Origin of the sequence: Streptosporangium sandarakinum (assembly GCF_050942225.1) — a bacterium.
Lineage (GTDB): Bacteria > Actinomycetota > Actinomycetes > Streptosporangiales > Streptosporangiaceae > Streptosporangium > Streptosporangium nondiastaticum.
On sequence record NZ_CP192034.1, the window covers coordinates 6,233,770 to 6,251,440 of the forward strand.

Annotated in this window: 17 protein-coding genes and 1 tRNA gene; 4 read left to right on the top strand and 14 right to left on the bottom strand. The window is 71.9% G+C overall.

Annotated elements, in window-relative coordinates; genetic code table 11:
* Nucleotides 1-252: 252 nt before the first annotated feature.
* Genes ACQP10_RS28720 through ACQP10_RS28740 form a run of 5 tightly spaced genes read right to left on the bottom strand, consistent with a single transcriptional unit; the run spans nucleotide 253 to nucleotide 7,139 of the window.
* Nucleotides 253-864, bottom strand: coding sequence for a glycerol-3-phosphate responsive antiterminator (locus ACQP10_RS28720; protein ID WP_346019647.1), 612 nt, complete (start codon nucleotides 862-864; stop codon nucleotides 253-255).
* A gap of 16 nt (nucleotides 865-880) precedes the next feature.
* Nucleotides 881-2,443 (bottom strand): FAD-binding oxidoreductase, encoded by a 1,563-nt coding sequence (locus tag ACQP10_RS28725; protein ID WP_346019646.1) that lies wholly within the window; start codon nucleotides 2,441-2,443, stop codon nucleotides 881-883.
* Nucleotides 2,440-4,113, bottom strand: a complete 1,674-nt coding sequence (locus tag ACQP10_RS28730) for a glycerol-3-phosphate dehydrogenase/oxidase (RefSeq protein ID WP_346019645.1) — start codon at nucleotides 4,111-4,113, stop codon at nucleotides 2,440-2,442. Before ACQP10_RS28730 ends, ACQP10_RS28725 begins: the two co-directional genes overlap by 4 nt.
* Complete coding sequence (locus tag ACQP10_RS28735; RefSeq protein WP_433540067.1) at nucleotides 4,110-5,663, bottom strand: FGGY family carbohydrate kinase; 1,554 nt, start codon at nucleotides 5,661-5,663, stop codon at nucleotides 4,110-4,112. Before ACQP10_RS28735 ends, ACQP10_RS28730 begins: the two co-directional genes overlap by 4 nt.
* A gap of 39 nt (nucleotides 5,664-5,702) precedes the next feature.
* Nucleotides 5,703-7,139 (bottom strand): MFS transporter, encoded by a 1,437-nt coding sequence (locus tag ACQP10_RS28740; protein ID WP_390005178.1) that lies wholly within the window; start codon nucleotides 7,137-7,139, stop codon nucleotides 5,703-5,705.
* A 197-nt stretch (nucleotides 7,140-7,336) separates the two neighbouring features.
* Here ACQP10_RS28740 and ACQP10_RS28745 point away from each other — a divergent pair, with 197 nt between their 5' ends.
* Nucleotides 7,337-7,630 carry a putative quinol monooxygenase gene (locus ACQP10_RS28745; RefSeq protein WP_346019642.1) on the top strand — a complete coding sequence of 98 codons (294 nt, stop codon included), beginning with the start codon at nucleotides 7,337-7,339 and terminating at the stop codon, nucleotides 7,628-7,630.
* Nucleotides 7,631-7,684: 54 nt separating this feature from the next.
* Here ACQP10_RS28745 and ACQP10_RS28750 read toward each other — a convergent pair whose 3' ends face one another.
* Nucleotides 7,685-8,911 carry an MFS transporter gene (locus ACQP10_RS28750; protein WP_433540068.1) on the bottom strand — a complete coding sequence of 409 codons (1,227 nt, stop codon included), beginning with the start codon at nucleotides 8,909-8,911 and terminating at the stop codon, nucleotides 7,685-7,687.
* A 124-nt stretch (nucleotides 8,912-9,035) separates the two neighbouring features.
* On the opposite strand from ACQP10_RS28750, the gene ACQP10_RS28755 reads away from it, so the two are divergent.
* Nucleotides 9,036-9,377 carry a cupin domain-containing protein gene (locus ACQP10_RS28755; RefSeq protein WP_346019640.1) on the top strand — a complete coding sequence of 114 codons (342 nt, stop codon included), beginning with the start codon at nucleotides 9,036-9,038 and terminating at the stop codon, nucleotides 9,375-9,377.
* On the opposite strand, the gene ACQP10_RS28760 is transcribed toward ACQP10_RS28755, so the two are convergent.
* Nucleotides 9,307-10,542, bottom strand: a complete 1,236-nt coding sequence (locus ACQP10_RS28760; RefSeq protein ID WP_433540069.1) for an MFS transporter — start codon at nucleotides 10,540-10,542, stop codon at nucleotides 9,307-9,309. The genes ACQP10_RS28755 and ACQP10_RS28760 overlap by 71 nt on opposite strands.
* 79 nt (nucleotides 10,543-10,621) lie before the next feature.
* Here ACQP10_RS28760 and ACQP10_RS28765 point away from each other — a divergent pair, with 79 nt between their 5' ends.
* Nucleotides 10,622-11,056 carry a MarR family winged helix-turn-helix transcriptional regulator gene (locus tag ACQP10_RS28765; RefSeq protein WP_346019638.1) on the top strand — a complete coding sequence of 145 codons (435 nt, stop codon included), beginning with the start codon at nucleotides 10,622-10,624 and terminating at the stop codon, nucleotides 11,054-11,056.
* 194 nt (nucleotides 11,057-11,250) lie between these two features.
* Here the strand turns inward: ACQP10_RS28765 and ACQP10_RS28770 are convergent.
* The 7 genes from ACQP10_RS28770 to ACQP10_RS28800 form a co-directional block, all read right to left on the bottom strand.
* Nucleotides 11,251-11,323, bottom strand: a tRNA-Ala gene (locus tag ACQP10_RS28770).
* Nucleotides 11,324-11,342: 19 nt separating this feature from the next.
* Nucleotides 11,343-12,773, bottom strand: coding sequence for an MFS transporter (locus ACQP10_RS28775; protein WP_346019637.1), 1,431 nt, complete (start codon nucleotides 12,771-12,773; stop codon nucleotides 11,343-11,345).
* A 239-nt stretch (nucleotides 12,774-13,012) separates the two neighbouring features.
* Nucleotides 13,013-13,855: a metal-dependent hydrolase gene (locus ACQP10_RS28780; protein ID WP_346019636.1), complete on the bottom strand. Its 843-nt coding sequence runs from the start codon at nucleotides 13,853-13,855 to the stop codon at nucleotides 13,013-13,015.
* Nucleotides 13,856-13,934: 79 nt separating this feature from the next.
* Nucleotides 13,935-15,110 carry a CynX/NimT family MFS transporter gene (locus ACQP10_RS28785; protein ID WP_346019635.1) on the bottom strand — a complete coding sequence of 392 codons (1,176 nt, stop codon included), beginning with the start codon at nucleotides 15,108-15,110 and terminating at the stop codon, nucleotides 13,935-13,937.
* A 72-nt stretch (nucleotides 15,111-15,182) separates the two neighbouring features.
* The gene (locus ACQP10_RS28790) at nucleotides 15,183-16,073 is read right to left on the bottom strand and encodes an SRPBCC family protein (protein ID WP_433540070.1); all 891 of its coding nucleotides are present in this window, start codon (nucleotides 16,071-16,073) and stop codon (nucleotides 15,183-15,185) included.
* Nucleotides 16,074-16,133: 60 nt separating this feature from the next.
* On the bottom strand, nucleotides 16,134-16,499 hold the full coding sequence (locus ACQP10_RS28795) for a hypothetical protein (RefSeq protein ID WP_189245747.1): 366 nt from the start codon (nucleotides 16,497-16,499) through the stop codon (nucleotides 16,134-16,136).
* A 100-nt stretch (nucleotides 16,500-16,599) separates the two neighbouring features.
* Nucleotides 16,600-16,962, bottom strand: coding sequence for a hypothetical protein (locus ACQP10_RS28800; RefSeq protein ID WP_346019632.1), 363 nt, complete (start codon nucleotides 16,960-16,962; stop codon nucleotides 16,600-16,602).
* 104 nt (nucleotides 16,963-17,066) lie between these two features.
* Here ACQP10_RS28800 and ACQP10_RS28805 point away from each other — a divergent pair, with 104 nt between their 5' ends.
* Entirely contained in the window at nucleotides 17,067-17,594 is a 528-nt protein-coding gene (locus ACQP10_RS28805) for a DUF523 domain-containing protein (protein WP_346019631.1), read from the top strand.
* The last annotated feature ends 77 nt before the right edge of the window (nucleotides 17,595-17,671 follow it).

The following is a 17,671-nucleotide window of genomic DNA, read 5'->3' on the forward strand; positions in this document are numbered from 1 at the left end:
CTCCGCGGGGCCGATCCGGGCGCCGTCCCGTCCGCTCCGTCCGTCCCGCCCGGCGGCGGCCCGGGGGGCGGTCCGGACGGGTCCGGCGTTGTCGGCGTCAACGAGTCGTCCTTCCGTGCGGAGACCGTTCAGCGGGGACCGCTCAGCGGGAGTGGCCGCCGGCGATCGGGATCACGCGGCGGCCGGGGACACGCGGGCCCGCCCCGCGCACGCGTCAGGACGGGCGGGCGGACCGGTGCGCGGGCAGGTGCCTCAGGAGACGCGCAGGGCGGACCGGCGCAGCTCCCACAGGCCCTCGTCCGAGGTGCAGACTCCGGCGGCGCCGTGGTGGAGCGCCTCGGCCACGTCCTGCGTGCCCTGGACGAACCCGGCGGCCAGATACGGCACCCCGAGGTCCCTGGCCTGCCGCTCCATGTAGCGCAGCACGATCGCCGGCATGAGCTGGACCAGGTCCGGCTGGGAGCGGGCGACGGACTGGAGGCTGCGGCGCAGGTTGGACCGGTCGGTCACGAACACCTTCTGCATGGCCAGCAGGCCCAGGCCGTTCGCCCGCTCGATGATCGCCGCGCGGGTGGAGCAGATCCCGATCGCCCCGATCCCCTTGAGGTAGGTCAGGGCGCCGGGGTCGTGGCCCAGCCCGGGGGTCGAGTCCATGTTGACGAACACGATCTTCCCGGCGGCGACGGTCCGCTGGACCGTCGCCGCCAGGTCACCGAGCGGGACCGAGGCGAGGATGCCGAGCGGGGTCGAGGTGGTGGTGAACCGGTCGGCCATCTCCGCACCGACCAGCGAGGCCATGACGGGGTGTTCCGCCAGGGCGGCCAGCAGACGCCGGTCGATGGGGCGCTTCGGACGAGGGTTCACCGGTCCACCTTATGCGCTAGTCCTGGTCGGACGCGCCGGCCCCGAAACGGCTGGGCAGTCCGAGCTTCCCGGGGTTCATGATCCCCGTCGGGTCGAGGGCCTGCTTGACCGCCACCAGGGTGGCGAAGCCGCTGCCCAGCGAACGCTCGACGTACGGCGAGCGCAGCAGCCCGACACCGTGGTGGTGGCTGATCGCGGCGCCGTGCCGGATGAGCACCTCGTTGGCGGCGTCCCAGGCGGCCCGGTACCACTCGCGGCGGCGCTCCCGCTCCACGTCACCGCGGAGCGAGAAGTACAGGCAGGCCCCGTCGGTGTAGGCGTGCGACTGGTGCGCGGAGGCGCGCAGCGTCCCCGGCACCGCCTCGATGGCCGCCACCACCTCGTCGTAGATCGCCGACAGCGACGACCACGACCCGGCGATCTCGCAGGTGTCGGCGACGAAGCCGGGCCCCTTGGCGAAGCCGTCGCCGGACTTGCCGACGAGCATCCGCTCGTCCAGCCAGCGGGCGAGGACCGCTTCGCCGTCGAGCGTCACCGACGCCCGCTCGCCGCAGACCTCCTCGGTCACGGCCATGGTCGCGTCCACCAGCTCCGGGTCGCCCTCGTCGGCGATGAGCAGCAGGTTGGTGCCCGGCTCACCGAAGTGGGTGCCGCTCTCGTGCGCGTCGTACAGGCGCAGCACCGCGGGGGTCGCGCCCCGCTGGAGGATCTCCCGGCAGGCGTCCAGGCCCGCGGCGAACGTGTCGAACCCGTAGGCGAGGCCCGTCGCGTAGGAGGGCAGCCGGTGGGTCCGCAGCCGCAGCCGGGTGATCACACCCAGGGTGCCCTCGGAGCCGATGAACAGCTGACGCAGGTCCGGGCCGACGGCGGCCCGGGGGTAGGTGCCGTAGCTGGCGGTGCTCCCGTCGGGGAGGACCACGTCCAGCCCGACGACCATGTCCTCGATCTTCCCGTACCGGGTGGACAGCTGGCCGGCGCCGCGGCAGGCCGCCCAGCCGCCGACCGTGGAGATGGCGAAGGCGGACGGCCAGTGCCCGGTGGTGACGCCGTGCTCCTCCTGCAGCTCCTTCTCGAACAGGTCGCCGAACATGCCCGCCTGCACCTCGACGATCATCGACTCGGCGTCGAAGGAGATGATCCGGTTGAGCCGGCAGACGTCCAGCACGACCCCGCCGAACACCGGCAGGGCGGCGCCGAGGACGTTGCTGCGGCCGGCCGAGACCGTCAGGGGGATGCCGTGCGCGTGGCAGACGCGGACCACGGCGGCCACCTGCTCCTCGTCGGCCGCCTCGACGATCACGGCGTCCGGGGTGGCGGGGGCGCCGTCGGTCTCCCCGATGGAGGTGCCCGCCCACCAGTCGCGGGTGCGCAGGATCACCTCGTCCCGGTCGGTGTGCACGGCGGCTGCGACCGCGCGCAGCTCGGCGACGACCGCTTCGGGAACCTCGACCACGGCGGTCTGCAGGCTGGCCTTCCCCGTGCCGGGCGGGCAGTCGGCGGCCCAGCGCGGCGGGGTGGGCGCGCCGACGACGTAGTCGCCCCGGTTGAACGGGTGCGTGATGGTCTGCCTGCTGATCATGAATGTGCCTCCATCAGTACGGTTTTCTCGCGGTCGATGCCGGAGATGTAGTCGTCGATCTGCCGGGCGACCTCGTCGTCGGACAACCCGAGTTCCCGCTGGAGCAGCCGGCCGACCTCCGGGGCGGCCTTCACCGACAGGTCCCGGGCGAACACCCGCATCCGGGTACGGCGGGACAGCACGTCGTCGACGTTCCGCGCCAGCTCGCAGCGGACCGCGTAGACCACCTCGGCCCGCAGGTGGGCGGTGCCCTCGATGATCGGTTCGGCGAGGGAGGGGTCCTCGCCGAAGAGGTCGGTGACGAAGCGGGCCTCGGTGCCGTACCGCCCGCCCAGGTGGGCGCCGAGCCCCCCGGTGGCGGAGGTGGCCTCCGCGTCGTAGCCGGCGCCGCCCAGCAGGGGAAGGCTCGCCGTACGGCAGCGGAGCCGGCGGCCGAGCACCTTCAGCGCCTCGTCGACCACGAGCTCGCCCATGTGGCGGCTGGTGGTGAGCTTCCCGCCGGTGACGGTGACGAGCCCGTGGGCGTCCGTCGTGATGCGGTGGTCGCGGCTCATGTCGAGGGTGGCCCCCTCCTTGCCGCCGACCAGGGGGCGGAGCCCGGCGATCGAGCCGACCACGTCCTCGGGGGTGAGGCCGGCGTCGAAGGCGGTGTTGGCCCCGTCGAGGAGGTACTGCATCTCCTCCCGGGTGCACAGCACCTCGTCCAGGGAGCCCTCGTAGTCGGTGTCGGTCGTCCCGACCACGACCACGTCCCCCCACCGAGTGCAGGTCGCCCGGCGGGCCCGGCCCGGGATGGGCACGGTCACGGTGCCGTCGATGGGCAGCCGGGTCCACGGCACCACGATGTGCACACCCTTGGCGGGCCGGATCCGGGGCTGGTGGCCCGGGTCCGACAGGGCGTCGAGCGTGTCCGACCAGACCCCGGTGGCGTTGATCACGACGCCCGCCCGCACGTCGATGTCGCGGCCGTCTACCTCGACGGTCGCGCCGCGCACCCTGCCGCCCTCGCGGATGAGGCCGCGGCAGACGGCGCCGTTGAGCACGGTCGCCCCGAAGTGCGCGGCGGTCCGCGCGATGGTCAGGGTCAGGCGCGCGTCGTCGGTGCGGCTGTCGTAGTAGAGCAGCCCGCTCTTGAGCCGGTCGGCGCGCAGCCGCGGGGCGCGGGCGAGGACCTCGGGCACGGTGAGCCGCTGGTGCAGCCTGCCGATGCGCCATCCCCCGGCGAGGTCGTAGGTCCACAGCAGGCCCTCGAACGCCTTGGCGATGCGCGCGTCGAAGACGCCGTCCTGGGCGAGCACGGGGAAGACGAACGGCAGCCGCTGCACCAGGTGCGGCGCGTTGCGGCGGAACCGCTGCCGCTCCAGCAGCGAGCGCCGGACCAGCGGCAGGTTGCCCTGCTCGATGTAGCGCAGGCCGCCGTGCACCATCTTCGACGACTTGGAGGACGTGCCCGACGCGAAGTCGTCCCGTTCCACGAGCGCCACGGTCAGGCCGCGGGCGGCGGCGTCCAGCGCGGTGTAGCAGCCGGTCACGCCGCCGCCGACGACGAGCACGTCCACGGGCCGGGAGGCGAGCCGTTCGATCTGCCCCTGGCGGTCTATCTTCAGCGGGGTACGGCGGATGACGTTTCTCGTCTCCGACCTCGCCTTGCGTTCAGGAAGCCTGATCACAACGCTGATTCCTCCTGTGAATCGGGTTCGGGGCCGCCGTGGCCGGCGGCGGTGATGTGGCGGGCCAGCAGGTCGCGCCACTCGGCGCGGGCTTCCTGGCGTTCGGCGTCCGACAGGGTGGGTTCGAAGACGGGGGCCGTCCGGAGCTCGGCGGTGGCCGCCGAGAGGCTCGGCCACAGCCCGGCCCGCACGCCGCCGAGGTAGGCGGTGCCGCGGAGGCTGGCGGTCTCGTTGCCGCGGGCGCGTCGTACGGGCCGGCCGATCAGGTCGGCCTGCCTGGACATCAGCACGTCGCTGGTGGCGAGCCCGCCGCCGCAGAACAGGTCGGTGACCGGCAGGCCCATGACATCCTCGACGCCTTCCAGCAGGTCGCACACCGAGTGCGCGAAGCCGTCGAGGATGCCGCGCGCCAGCTCCGCCCGGGTCGTCGACAGGCTGAGCCCGGTGAGGACGCCCGTGGCCTCCGGCGACCAGACGGGGGTCCGCAGTCCCGCCAGCGCGGGCAGGAACTTCACCCGGGTCGGCCCGGTGTGCTCGCGGGCGAGTTCGGCCAGCCGGGCCGGTGACTCGAACAGGCCGATCTCCTCACACAGCCAGCGCATCGCGGAGCCGGTCGTCGAGGCGTACCCCTCCAGGCTGAACAGGGACGAGCCCTGGGAGCGCCAGCCGACCAGCGTGAGCACACCCGGGACACGGCGACGGTGGGTGGGTGGCTGATCACCCGCGACGGCGTCGAGGAACGTGCCGGTCCCGTGGACGCACATGGCCTGGCCGGGCCGGTGGGCGCCGAGCGCGATCATCGCCGCGTGCTGGTCGCCCATGACGGACAGGATGGGCAGCCGCACGCCGAGAACCGACGGGTCGGTGAAGCCGAGGTCGCCGTCCTCGTCGACGATCCGCGGCAGCACGTCGCGCGGGCAGCCGAGGAAGTCCACCCACGGGTCGTACCAGTCACCCGTCCGCAGGTCGTAGGCACCGGTGGCCACGGCGTTGGTGGCGGACATGACGTGGCGCGCCCCGCCGGTGAGCTTCCACACCAGCCAGGTGTCGACCGAGCCGAAGGCGAGCCGGCCCTCGTCGTGGGCCCGTGCGGCGGCCGCGTTCCGGTGGATCTCCTCGGCCGCCCACAGCAGCGGCGCCCGGGAGCCGACCGGCCGGCCGGTGCGCTCGGCGAGGTGCTCGTCCCACTCCGGCTCCCACTCCCGCAGCCGCGCGGCGTATCGGCGGTCCTGCCACACCACGGCCTGGCTCAGCGGCGAGCCGGTCACCGTGTCCCACAGCAGCACGGTGGCGCGCTGGGTGGCGACCGACACTCCCAGGATCTCCACGTCGTGCGCGGCCGCCCAGTCCAGCGCCTCCCGGCAGACCCGGACGGTGTTCACCCAGATCTCCGTCCCGTCCTGCTCGACCCGCAGATGGTCGGGTGAGTGGACCGAGATGGGCAGGTACGCGGGCGGTGCCGCGCCGCCGTCGTCGAGGACGACGGCGGCACGGGTGCCCGTGGTGCCCTCATCGATGCTGAGTACGCCTCGGCGGCGCTCCCTGCTCATCTGAGAAGGTCCTTTCGTCGTGTCCCTGTCGGACACCGTTCAGGCCGGCACCGGCTTGCGTTCCTGGAGGCTGATCGTCTCCTCCTCCAGGTTCACCACGGCGCGGGTCGGGTCCCACTTGATCGCCATGCAGGCGAGCAGGCCGATCAGGGGCACCACCGCCAGGACCATCAGGCTGCTGCCCACCCCGATACCCGCCTGGAGCTGCGGGAACAGGTAAAGGCCCGCGACCGATCCGAGGCTGCCGAGCATGCCGGTCACGCCGGTGCCCAGGGTGCGGATGTCACTGCGGTACGACAGCGCCGCGATCGACTTGCCGTTGGGGCCGGGGCCGGCGGAGTGGAAGAAGATGAACAGCACCGGCAGCAGGGCGGCCAGCCCGACGGGCAGTTCCTTGAACGTCGCGCCCATGACGAGCAGGGCGACGAACACCACGGCGTATCCGGCCATCGAGCTGATCCGCAGGCCCAGCCGGCGGCCGAAGTATGCCGACAGGCAGCCGCCGACGATGCCGACCGCGTTGAACGCCATGGACCCCATGGTCGCCTTCTCGAACTCCTTGCCGAACAGCTCAAGGCTGATCACCGGCAGGTACCAGCCCACGGCGAAGTACTGCATGGCCTGGGTGAGGGAGATGACGGTCGACAGCATGGTCCGCGGCAGGTAGGGCTTGCGGAAGAGCACGCCCGCGTCCCGGAACCCGACCTGGTGCGCGGCGGCGGCGGCCTGACCGGTCTCCTGCGGGCCCTCCTGCACGGCGAACCCGTACATCCGGCGCAGGCTCGCCACGGACTCCCGCAGCCTGCCCTTGGACGCCAGCCAGGTGGGGCTCTCCACCAGGAAGGACAGCTGCAGCACCAGCAGGGCGAGCGCGAAGACGGCCGAGGAGCCGACGGACCAGCGCCAGATGTCGGCGCCGACGTCGAACTTGTAGAACACCAGGGTGAGCAGGAGGTTGGTGGTCGTCGCGGTGTACCAGACGCCCTGCCAGAAGTTGAGCCGGCCCTTGAGGGAGGCGGGGGTGTACTCGGCGAGCAGCGCCATGGCCACGGCGAAGTCGATGCCGTAGGCGATGCCCACCAGGGCCCGCCCGGCGAAGACCGTCTGGAAGTCCGAGCCGGCCGCGGTCAGCAGGGCGCCGAGCGCGAAGACGACCTTCGTGATCAGCAGCGGTTTGACCCGGCCGATCCGCGCGGCGAGCCAGCCGCCGAAGGGGTTGGAGATGATCGCGATCGCCGGGGCCATCGCGGTGAGCACGCCGACCTGCGTGGGTGACAGGTCCAGCTGCTTGACCATGGGGGACAGTCCCGCCCCCAGCGCCGCGTTGGAGTAGGCGTCCAGGAACAGTCCCGCCAGGGCGAGGAACCAGATCCAGTTCGCCCTGCCGCTCAGGCTCTTGAGGGTGTCGATGAGATCGGCCGCGTCTCCCGCGTTGCGGATGACCGCCGTTCTCGGGTTCGCGGGGCTGTCGTTCATGCCCGGCCGCCTTTCAGGGGGGTTTGGATCCCTTGCCAGCGGTCCAGGAACGACAAAAAGCACAGACGAAGACCACTGACAGGGATGTCTTCGTCTGTGCCTGCCGTTTACGGGACGTTATGCCCAGGTCATCCGCTATGTCAAGAGGTATGGCGCAGACGTGACAATCAGGGACATTCATCCTAAAGTCGCCCACTATGCCCTATGTCGTGCAAGCCGTATGGACCGCCCGCGACGGCGAGGAGAACGCCGTCGCCGACATCATCCGGCTCATCACCCCACTGTCCCGCCGGGAACCGGGCAACCTCGCCTACCAGGCCCATGTCTCCGTCGACGACCCCCGGCGGTTCATGATCTACGAGCGGTACGTCGACGCCGCGGCCTTCGAGGCGCACCGCGCCTCCGAACACTTCCAGAAGCACGTCGTCGGCGACTGCCTCGCCCGCCTCGCCTCCCGGGAGGTCGTCGCCTACGAGCCCCTCGACCCCTGAGCCGCCCGCCCGGCACCTCACGACGGTTGAGCGGGCGACCTCACCGGTCGCGTCTCAGTCGTCGTGGGCGATGAGCATGAGCTGCCGCCACAGCAGCACGACGAACACCGCGGAACCGGCGAAGGCGAACCAGAACGGCGCCGCGACGCCGAAGCGGGTGGCCAGGAGGCCGCCGATCAACGAGCCGACCACCAGGCCGGCATAGACGCAGAGGGTGTTGACGCTGCCCACCCGGCCCTGGAGTTCGCTCGGGACCGCGCGCTGGCGGACGGTGACCGAGGTCGTGCCCCAGATGAACGCGTGCGCGCCGAAGACCAGGAAGATGGCCCCGGCGACCCACGGCGAATGGGTCAGGGCCAGGCCCAGGTGGGTGAGCGTCTCGATGATGAGCCCGATCCGCATCAGGGCGCCGAGACTCACCCTGCGGGTGATGGCCCCGTACAGACCGGTACCGACCAGGCCGCCGATCCCGTTGATGGTGGTCATCAGGCCGAACCCCACGGCGCCGAGACCGAGCTGTTCCTGGGTGTAGAGGACGAGGACCGACCAGGCCGCGCCGAACGTGAAGTTGAAGATCAGGATGGTGAGCGCCAGCGTGCGGACCGCGGCGTGCCGGACGGTCCAGGTGAACCCGGCGACGAGCTCCCGTACGGTGCCGGACCCGGGGTCGCCGGCCCGCCGGCCGTGCGGCGGCAACGCGATCCGGGAGACCAGGAGGATCCCCGCCATCACCAGGATCAGCTGGGCCGCGAACGGCCAGGTGAAGCCCAGGCCGAACAGTGCCGCGCCGATAGGCGGCCCGGCGAGCTGATTGAGCGTGATGAACCCCGTGCCCAGGCGGGCGTTGGCGATGACGAGATCGTCCTTGCCGACCATCATGGGCGTCAGCGTGGCCGTCGCGCTGTCGGCGAACACCTCGGCGATGGATCGGAGCGTGAGCGCCACCAGCGCCGTCGCCACGGTCACGGTGCCGGTCATCATGAGCGCGACGAGCGCCGCCAGCACCATGACCCGTACCGCGTTCGCGACGATCACGATCCTGCGCCGGTCGTGCCGATCCGACAGCACCCCCGCGTAGAGGCTGAACAGCAGCGGCGGCGCCCAGCTCACCAGGGCCGACAGCGAGATCATCAGCGGGTCGCGGGTCAACGTCGAGATCAGCAGCGGGCCCGCGGCGGCCGCGACCCCGTCACCGAGATTCGTCAGCCAGCTCGAGGCCAGCAACCACCGGAACCCTGTCCCCAGCCGGGCGGGCAGGACCCTCTCCACCACTGCGATCACGAGCGCAAAACCATACGTTCCGGGGGGATCCGCGGCAACGCATTTTCACGGCCACGCGCCATGTCGTGAAGCCGGGCTCGGGATGGTGGATCCGGGGATCGACCTGCCCGGTATGGTCGCCGTTATGGAGATCATCAAGGGCGCCGGGGAATGGGCGCGACCTGCCGCCGGGGCCGCCAATGACTGGGTCGAGCAGCTCAGGGTGCCGGATCTGTCGGTGGGGACGTACTGCATCCCGGCAGGCGGGGCCGACACCCAGAGCCCGCACACCGAGGACGAGATCTACGTGGTGACCGCGGGCCGGGCCCGCATCGTGACGCCGGGCGGTGAGGCGGAGGTCGGTCCCGGAGCGGTCGTCTTCGTCCCGGCAGGCGAGGAACACCGCTTCGTGGACATCACCGAGGACCTGGCGTTGCTGGTCGTGTTCGGCCCGGCCTACGGCTCGCGTACGGACCCGCGGCCCTGACACGCGTGTCGGAGGCGCGCGGGGGCCGGCGGTCGCGTCGCAGGATGTGGACCGCGATGGCCAGGCCGGCGACGGTGAGGAGCGCGCCGACGAGGTAGATGGATCGCAGCCCTGATCCGTCGCCGATGACTCTTCCGCCCAGCCAGCCGGCGAACGCGGCGGCGAGCTGGAAGCCGGAGGCGTTGACCGCCACGGCCAGCGTGGGGGCTGAGCCGGCCGTGGCCAGGACGCGTGTCTGCATGCCCGGGACGATCGCGAATGCCAGCACCCCGATGGCGAAGGTCAGAATCGCCGCAGGCGCCTGGACTCCGCTGACGAGCCAGAACAGCGCCAGGACTCCGGCCAGGACGGCGAGCAGACCGGTCAGCGACGGCATCAGGGCTTTGCCCGACAGCCACCCGCCGAGGAAGTTTCCGACGACCGCGCCGGCGCCGTAGACCAGCAGCAGCACGGGGACGGCGTCGGCGGGGAAGCCGCTGACGTCGGTGAGCAGGGGGGTGATGTAGGTGAAGACGGTCACGACCCCCACGTTGCCGACCGCGGTGAGGGCGATCGCGAGCCGGACGTCGCGGCCCGCGAACACCCGCAGTTCTCCGGCGACCGACCCTGTCGCCACCGGTGGCTGAGCGGGAACGAATCGCAGCACCAGCAGCAGGGCGATGATGACGACCGCGGCGACCGCCACGAACGTCGCCCGCCAGCCGAAGTTCTGGCCGATGAAAGTACCGATCGGCGTCCCGAGGACGATGCCCAGGTTCATCCCCAGAGCCACCTTCGCCACGGTGGACGCCTGCTTACCCGGCGGCGCCATGGAGGCCGCGGTGGCGATCGCGATGGCGAAGAACGTCGCCACGACCAGGCCGGCGACGAACCGTGCCGCCAGGAGGATGGCGTAGTCCGGAGCCACCGCCGAACCCAGGTTTCCGAGTATGGAAACGGCGATGAGCCCGATGATGAGCGGCTTGCGGTCCAGCCGGGCCGTCAGGACGGTGACCACCGGGCCCCCGACGATCATGCCCAGCGCATAGGCGGTGACCAGCAGACCGGCCTCGGGAATCGATACCGACAGGCCGGCGGCCACATCCGGCTGAATGCCGGAGATCACGAACTCCCCGCTCGTGAGTCCGAAGACCACCACCATGAGAGAGAAGACAGGAAGAGGCATCGGCACCCCCTTTTGATTCGAGTCTTTATGATGAAGACTAGAACTATCATGATTCGAAGCACAAGCTACACTCGAAGGCATGGCAGAAGAGCCGGACCCGGTGGCAGACGGTGAGATCGACCGCGATGTGTGCAAGTTGGTCCATCGGTTCGCGCAGAGACTCGACGCGCATGTGCGGCGCATCGCCGAGGAACTGGGGATCACCGCCACGCAGGTCGTCGCGCTCCGGGAGCTGTCCGACCCGATCACCGCACGGGAACTGGCCCACAGGATGGTCTGTGAGCCCTCGAACGTGACCTTCGTTCTCGATCGGCTCGAACAACAAGGTCTGATCGAGCGCCGACCTCACCCGACGGACCGGCGCGCCAAGCAGATCGTGCTCACCCCGGCCGGCTGGCGCTACCGGGCCGACGTGCTCGAACGCCTGAACGCCCATTCCCCGCTGGACCTGCTCACCGCCACCCAGCAGGAATCCTTGCGCGACCTGCTGCAGGCGCTCGTCGCGCACCATTAGGACCCGAGCATGATGATTCCTCGCTCTTTTCCGTGAGAGCGGGGTCGAGCTCACCCGACGGGTGTGGCCGCCGGCCGACGGCGGGCGCCGCGGTGCGCACATCGGTCGGGAAAACGACGAGATCCCGCCCGATCGAGCCGATCGGACGGGATCTCGTCAACCACCTGCGGGCCATCTCAGGAACGGCCCTTCTGTGGAGCTATGGGGATTCGAACCCCAGACCTCCTCCATGCCATGGAGGCGCGCTACCAGCTGCGCCATAGCCCCTTGCGGTGCAGATGAAATCTTAGCCCACTTCGGACACCCCGCGTGCCATCCGGCTGGAGACGAGGGCGACCGCCGCGGAGATCACGGTGCTCACCGTGATGACGGCGAAGCACAGGACGTAGGCGTCCCGGGACGGCACGGCCGTCCCGGCGATGGTGACCGAGGTCAGGATCGCCGCCGTGACCGCCCCGGAGACGCTGCCGCCGATCGCGCGGACCAGGGAGTTGATGCCGCTGGCGATGCCGCTCTCGCTCATCGGGACGTGCTGTACGGCCAGCGTCCCCAGCGCCGCGTAGGCGATCCCGAAGCCCAGTCCCTGCAGCGCGTTGGAGCAGACCAGGTCGAGCACGGAGGCGTTGGAGAGGGTGAACCAGCCGAACCCGGCCGCGGTGAGGGCCGCGCCGAGGGCCAGGCAGCGGGCCGCCCCGAGCCGCGCGGACAGGCGGCCGGCCATGAAGGAGGCGCCCAGCATGGTCACCGTGCTGGGCAGGGCGTAGACGCCGACGTCGAGGACCGACCCGCCGAAGCCGTACCCGGCCGCGGGCGGCGTCTGGACGAAGCTGGAGACCAGGGTGAAGAACCCGAACATCGCGAAGCCCAGCAGCATCGAGGCGAGGTTGGCCTGCAGGGAGTGGCGCCCGGCGAGCAGGTGGAGCCGCACCATGGGTGCCCGCATCCGGAGCTGGCTGAACGTCCACACCGCGCACAGCGCCGCGGCGCCCGCGAACAGGCCGATGACGCGCCCCGAGCCCCATCCCCAGTCGTTGCCCTTGGAGATGCCCAGCAGCAGGCAGACGAGCCAGCACGACAGCAGGACCGCGCCGATGACGTCGGGGCGGCCTCCGGCCCTGGCCCCGCCGTCGTGGGCGGTCAGCGCGATGAGCACGAGCGCGGCCGCCGCCAGGGCCGCGGTGATCCAGAAGACCGGGTGGTGGCTGGTGGTGCGGTCGGCGATGACCCCGGTGACGATCATGCCCATGTTGCCGCCGACGCCCATGGTGGCGCTGACCACGCCGATGGCCGTCATCACCCGGGTCCTCGGGAAGCTGTCCCTGATCATGCCGATGGCCAGCGGGATCACCGCCGCCGACGCGCCCTGCAGGGCGCGGCCGGCGATCAGCGTGCTGAGGGTGCCGGACAGGGCGCAGACGACCGATCCGAGGGCGAGCAGGCCGACGGTGAAGAGGATCATCCGCTTCTTGCCGTACATGTCCCCCATGCGGGACAGCAGGGGCGTGGCGACCGCGCCGGCCAGCAGCGAGGCGGTGAAGACCCAGGTGACCTCGGCGACCGGCACCCCGAAGGAGACCATCAGGCGGGGCAGCAGCGGGATCACCACGGTCTGCTGTACCGAGACCACCATTCCGGCGATCGACAGGGCGAGCAGGGTCGGCCACAGCCGCCCGCTCCGCCGTTCGACGCCCGGCTCGACGACGACTGCCCCTGCCACGGTCCCCCCGTTCCCCGGCCCATTCGCACAGGAATGGTAGATCGTAACCGGGATGCGACCAATGGGCGCCCGTGCGGTACCGGGGAAATCGTGACAGAAGCCGTGACATCCCGATGGCTCCGGTCACGGGGCGCGTGCCCGCGCGTCCGGTCACGGCCGCCGGGCCGTACACCCTGACCGGCCACGGCCGAAGAGCCGTACGCCCTGACCGGCCACGGCCGAAGGGCCGCGTCCCCGTGTCAGCCCGCGGTGGTGCGCATGGTCAGCTCGGCGCCGTCCTCCGACAGGTCCAGGGCGACGGCGACCGCGCCGAGTTCGGAGGTGCGCGACAGGTGCGTGCCCCCGCAGGGGATGGAGACCTCCGCCCCGGGCAGGCCGCAGTGCCAGGTCCGGCGGGCGGTCAGCTCGGGGCCCGGGCTGTCGATCCAGACCGGGGCGTCGGCCGCCACCCACTCCTTGAGCAGGGCGTTCGCCCGCTGGGCGATCTCCGGCAGCTCCGCGGACAGCCCTTCGGCCGAGAACCCCCTGCGGCGCAGCGACTTGCCCAGGCGGTAGACGTCCACGCTGCCGCCCGGCACGATCCGCGAGGAGGTGATGGCCGTCTGGTCGAAGTCGGGATGCCCCAGCCCGTCGGCGGGGACCTCCTTGCGCCATCGTCCGGCCAGCGCCGCGTTGAGCGCGAGCGCGGCGAGGTGGCAGGCGGTGTGCCCGGCCGACAGGGCGCGGCGGGCTTCGGCGTCCACCGCCAGCTCGACCTCGGCGTCGGTCACCGGGGCGTCGGTCACGTGGACGACCAGCCAGCTCCAGCCGGGTGTGCCCCGGCGCACCGGGATGTCCGGGCCGAGGTGGACGGTCTCCTCGCCTTCCATCACGGCCCCGGTCACGCAGTCGGCGACGGGCAGGCCGCCGATCGTTCCGGTGTCCGCGGGCTGGTCGGGCCAGGTGTGGTCGAGGGGATGGAACGGGGTCTCGGCCACGACCGTGCCGTGGCGCCCGCCCACCGGGAAGGTCGCCACGACCGCCGAGCGCCCCCTGACCTCGCCCGCCGGATAGCTGACCAACGTCGATCCGCCGATGTTCATCCCCACATCATGCAGCATGCGGGTACGGCCCGCGTCGCCCCCGTCGGGACGCGGACCGTACCCGCACGCGCGGCGGAGGTCAGCGGGGCAGTGCCCGCTCGTCCTCCAGGTAACGGTCGCGGCCCGCGTACCAGCCGGCCACCAGCTGCACCAGGACCACCGCGATCAGCAGCAGGTAGCTGGTCGCCCAGCCGCCGGTGGCCTCGTGCATCACGCCGACCAGCAGCGGCCCGGCGCCCGCGATGAGGTAGCCGACGCTCTGCCCGAAGCCGGACAGCGCGGCGGTGGCCTCGGGGGTGCGGGTGCGCAGCGCGAGCATGGTCAGCGCGAGCGGGAAGGACCCCATGCCGATGGCGATGAGCAGCGTGGACAGCCAGGCCAGGGCGGGCGGAGCGAGCCAGAGGCCGAGGAAGCCGACCAGGTAGAAGACCACGAAGGCCGCCACCACCGGCCGCTGGTCGGCGAACCTGGTGGCCACCGCGGGCACGGCCATCGAGACCGGGATGCTGATGGCGGTGAAGACGCCCAGCAGCAGCCCGGCCTGCCCGGTGGTGTAGCCGCCGTCGATGAGGATCTTCGCCAGGAACCCGAACATGATGTAGGCCACCATGCTCTGGGTGCCGAAGTACGCGGCGACGGCCCAGGCGAGCCTGCTGCGCACCAGGGTCCCGGTGCCGAGGTCCCTGCTGCCCGCGTCCCGCTCCGGCTCACTGCGCAGAAGCGCAAGCCACGGAATGACGGCGACTGCGGCCAGCGCCGCCCACACCCCCAGCGCGACGTGCCAGTTGCCGTCGGCGGCCCGTTCGATCGGCACGGTCGCGGCGGCGGCGAGCATCGTGCCGACCGCGAGCGCGGTGGTGTAGACGGTTGTCATGGTCCCGGCCCGGCCGGGGAAGTGGCGCTTGATCAGGGTGGGGATGAGCACGTTGCCCACCGCGCCGCCCGACAGCGCCAGGGCGCTGCTGACCAGGAAGATCCCCGCCGAGCCCACCAGCGCGCGGACCAGCAGGCCCACGCCGAGCACGACCAGGGCGGCCAGCAGCAGCCGGTGCTCGCCGATCCTCCTCGCCAGCGTCGGCGTCACCGCGCCGACCGTGGCGAAGATCAGTACCGGGAGGGTGGTGAGGAGGCCGACCCCGACGCCGGACATGCCGAGGCCGGAGGAGATTTGGTCGAGAACCGGCCCCACGCTGGTGACGGCGGTGCGCAGGTTCAGGGCGGCGAGGATGATCCCCGCCACGAGCAACCAGGCCAAAGATCCTGACGATCCACCGGTGCGGCTGCGCCTCTCCTGGGTGAGCACGCTCATACGGGTTCCAGACCTCCGTCAGTTGACTCGTCGAATCGTAGGATGATTGGCTGACTCAACTGTAACAGGGGTCAAATGGCGATTTGTTCCTGACCCGGAAAACCCATGACAACGTGAAAACCGGGCCACCGCGCCCCTTACAGGACGTGGCCCGGTTTCCCGTGCCCCGGCGCGGACGGCGGGAGGACCCGCCGTACCGCGCCCCAGGAGTTCGGCCTCCGCGCCGGTCGCGTCAGATGACCGGCCCGGTGGCGGGCGGCGGCTCCTCGCCGAGCCGGCGGCCGGCCGGCGGGACCGGGCCGCTGCCGGGCGGGGGCAGCGAGGGGCTCGGAGGAAGTTCTGCCCGCCGACGGTGCCTGGCGGGAGCGGCTCGCCGATGCCGCCGCCGACGTCGGTCACCCCGCCGATGCCGGTCACGCCGCCGGGGACGCCGCCGACGCCCGCCTCCCTGTCCTGCGGGCCCGGCACGTCACCGCGCCACGCGCCGGTCTCACCGCCGCGCGCCTCGATGAACGTCTTGAAACGTTCCAGGTCACCGCGGACGCGCGTGCGGACGATCTGCAGCCAGTCGCCCATCTTCTCGACGAAGCCCTCCGGGTCGTACTCCATCTGGAGCGTGACCCGGGTGCTCTCGGGACCCAGGTGGTGGAAGGTCACCACACCGGCCTGGTGGGGGCGGTCCACCGACTTCCAGGCCACCCGCTCGTCGGGGTGCTGTTCGGTGATCTCGGCCTCGAACTCGCGGCGGACCCCGGCGATCTCGACGACCCACGCCGTACGGGTGTCCGTCAGCTGCTTGATCGACTCGACGCCTTCCATGAACTCGGGAAAGCTCTCGAACTGGGTCCACTGGTTGTATGCCGTACGGATCGGCACGTTCACGTCGATCGACTGTTCGATCGTGCTCACAGTCCTGCCTCCCTTTTCGGTGTACGGGGTGCAGACCTGCCCGATGAGGTACGGCTCTAACTAACGACGCCTCAAAAGCCAGTAGAGCCCCACGAACGGCAGAACCAGCGGGATGAACACGTAGCCGCTGCCGTAGCCGGACCAGACCGTGGCGCTCGGGAACGCCGCGGGGTCCGCCATGCTGAGCGTCCCGACCACGAGCACCCCGGCCAGCTCCACGCAGCAGGCGGTCAGCGCCAGCCTGCGGTTCCCCCTGGCCAGCGCCACGGTGAGCACCAGATAGACGGCGGCGGCGAAGGCCGACAGCGCGTACGCCAGCGGGGCCTCGGAGAACCGCGTCGCGATCTGCACGGCGGCGCGCGCGCCCGCGGCCAGCGTGAACAACCCGTACGCCGCGACCAGGGCGCGCCCCGGCCCACTGCCGATCGCGGGCTCGCCCCCGCCGCGGCGACCGCCGTCCCGGTCGTGCCCGCCGCGCCCGGTCACCGGCTCCCCCCCTCCGGCCCGCCGCCGGCCGCCGCGCCGCTCATGCCGCGCCCTGCCAGAGCTGCAGCAGCCGGCCGACCATGACGCAGACGGCGAAGCCGCCCACCGCGACCACGACCGCCCCCCAGCGTGAGCGCTCGGCGAGCCCGAGGAACGCCGCCGCGGGCGGGATGATCAGAACCCCGACGAGATAACCGACGAAGGTGGCCGTCTCCTTGATCCCCTGACCGCCCGTCAGCGCGGCGATCGCGAGCCCCGCCTGGACGAGCAGGGCGATCTCCAGCACCGCCAGCGCGCCGAGCAGTACGGTCCCCATCGCGCGACCGCGGGCGGCGGTGACGACACCCGCCACGACGATCAGCAACGACAGCGCGATCAGCGCCGCCGCGAACGGGCCGATCACCGGGACATCACAGGGGCTGCGGACATGGGCATCAGCGTACTGCCCGGACGCCCCGCCCCCTGCGGCGCTGCCCGGCCCGCGCGGCGGGGCCTAAGCTTGGGCGGGTGGAGAGAATCCTGGTCAGCGCCTGCCTGATGGGCCGCCGGGTCCGCTACGACGGCGCCGCCAAGACGAGCGACGACGCGCTGCTGGCCGCCTGGCGGAAGGAGGGACGGCTCATCCCCTTCTGCCCCGAGGTGTCGGGCGGCCTGCCCGTTCCGCGGCCCGCCGCCGAGATCGAGGGCGGCGCGGGGGGCGCGGCCGTGCTGGACGGCGCCGCCCGGGTGCTGACCGCCGCCGGAGCCGACGTCACCGGGGCGTTCCTGGCGGGCGCGCACGCGGCGCTGGAGGCCGCCCGCGCGTCCGGCGTCAGGCTGGCGATCCTGAAGGAGGCGAGCCCCTCCTGCGGCAGCCTCGTCGTCCACGACGGCGCCTTCGGCGGCGGGCGCGTGCCCGGCGACGGCGTCACCACCGCGCTGCTGCTGCGGCACGGCATCGCGGTCTTCGGCGAGGACCGCATCGCCGAGGCCGGCCTGCGGCTGCGCGAACTGGAGCGGGCCGCCGCTCCCGGAGGGCGGCGGGACCCCGCCTGATCGGCCGGTTCCCGAGGCCGATGCGGCCGCGCGGGCCCGCGCGCTCCCGGAAGGGCCCGGCGACGGTCGTCCCGAGG

Bases quoted from the DNA above. Each gene is read 5' to 3' on its own strand.
- ACQP10_RS28725 (WP_346019646.1), bottom strand. From the start codon at position 2,443: ATGATCAGCAGGCAGACCATCACGCACCCGTTCAACCGGGGCGACTAC.
- ACQP10_RS28735 (WP_433540067.1), bottom strand. From the start codon at position 5,663: ATGAGCAGGGAGCGCCGCCGAGGCGTACTCAGCATCGATGAGGGCACC.
- ACQP10_RS28740 (WP_390005178.1), bottom strand. From the start codon at position 7,139: ATGAACGACAGCCCCGCGAACCCGAGAACGGCGGTCATCCGCAACGCG.
- ACQP10_RS28745 (WP_346019642.1), top strand. From the start codon at position 7,337: ATGCCCTATGTCGTGCAAGCCGTATGGACCGCCCGCGACGGCGAGGAG.
- ACQP10_RS28755 (WP_346019640.1), top strand. From the start codon at position 9,036: ATGGAGATCATCAAGGGCGCCGGGGAATGGGCGCGACCTGCCGCCGGG.
- ACQP10_RS28760 (WP_433540069.1), bottom strand. From the start codon at position 10,542: ATGCCTCTTCCTGTCTTCTCTCTCATGGTGGTGGTCTTCGGACTCACG.
- ACQP10_RS28765 (WP_346019638.1), top strand. From the start codon at position 10,622: ATGGCAGAAGAGCCGGACCCGGTGGCAGACGGTGAGATCGACCGCGAT.
- ACQP10_RS28780 (WP_346019636.1), bottom strand. From the start codon at position 13,855: ATGAACATCGGCGGATCGACGTTGGTCAGCTATCCGGCGGGCGAGGTC.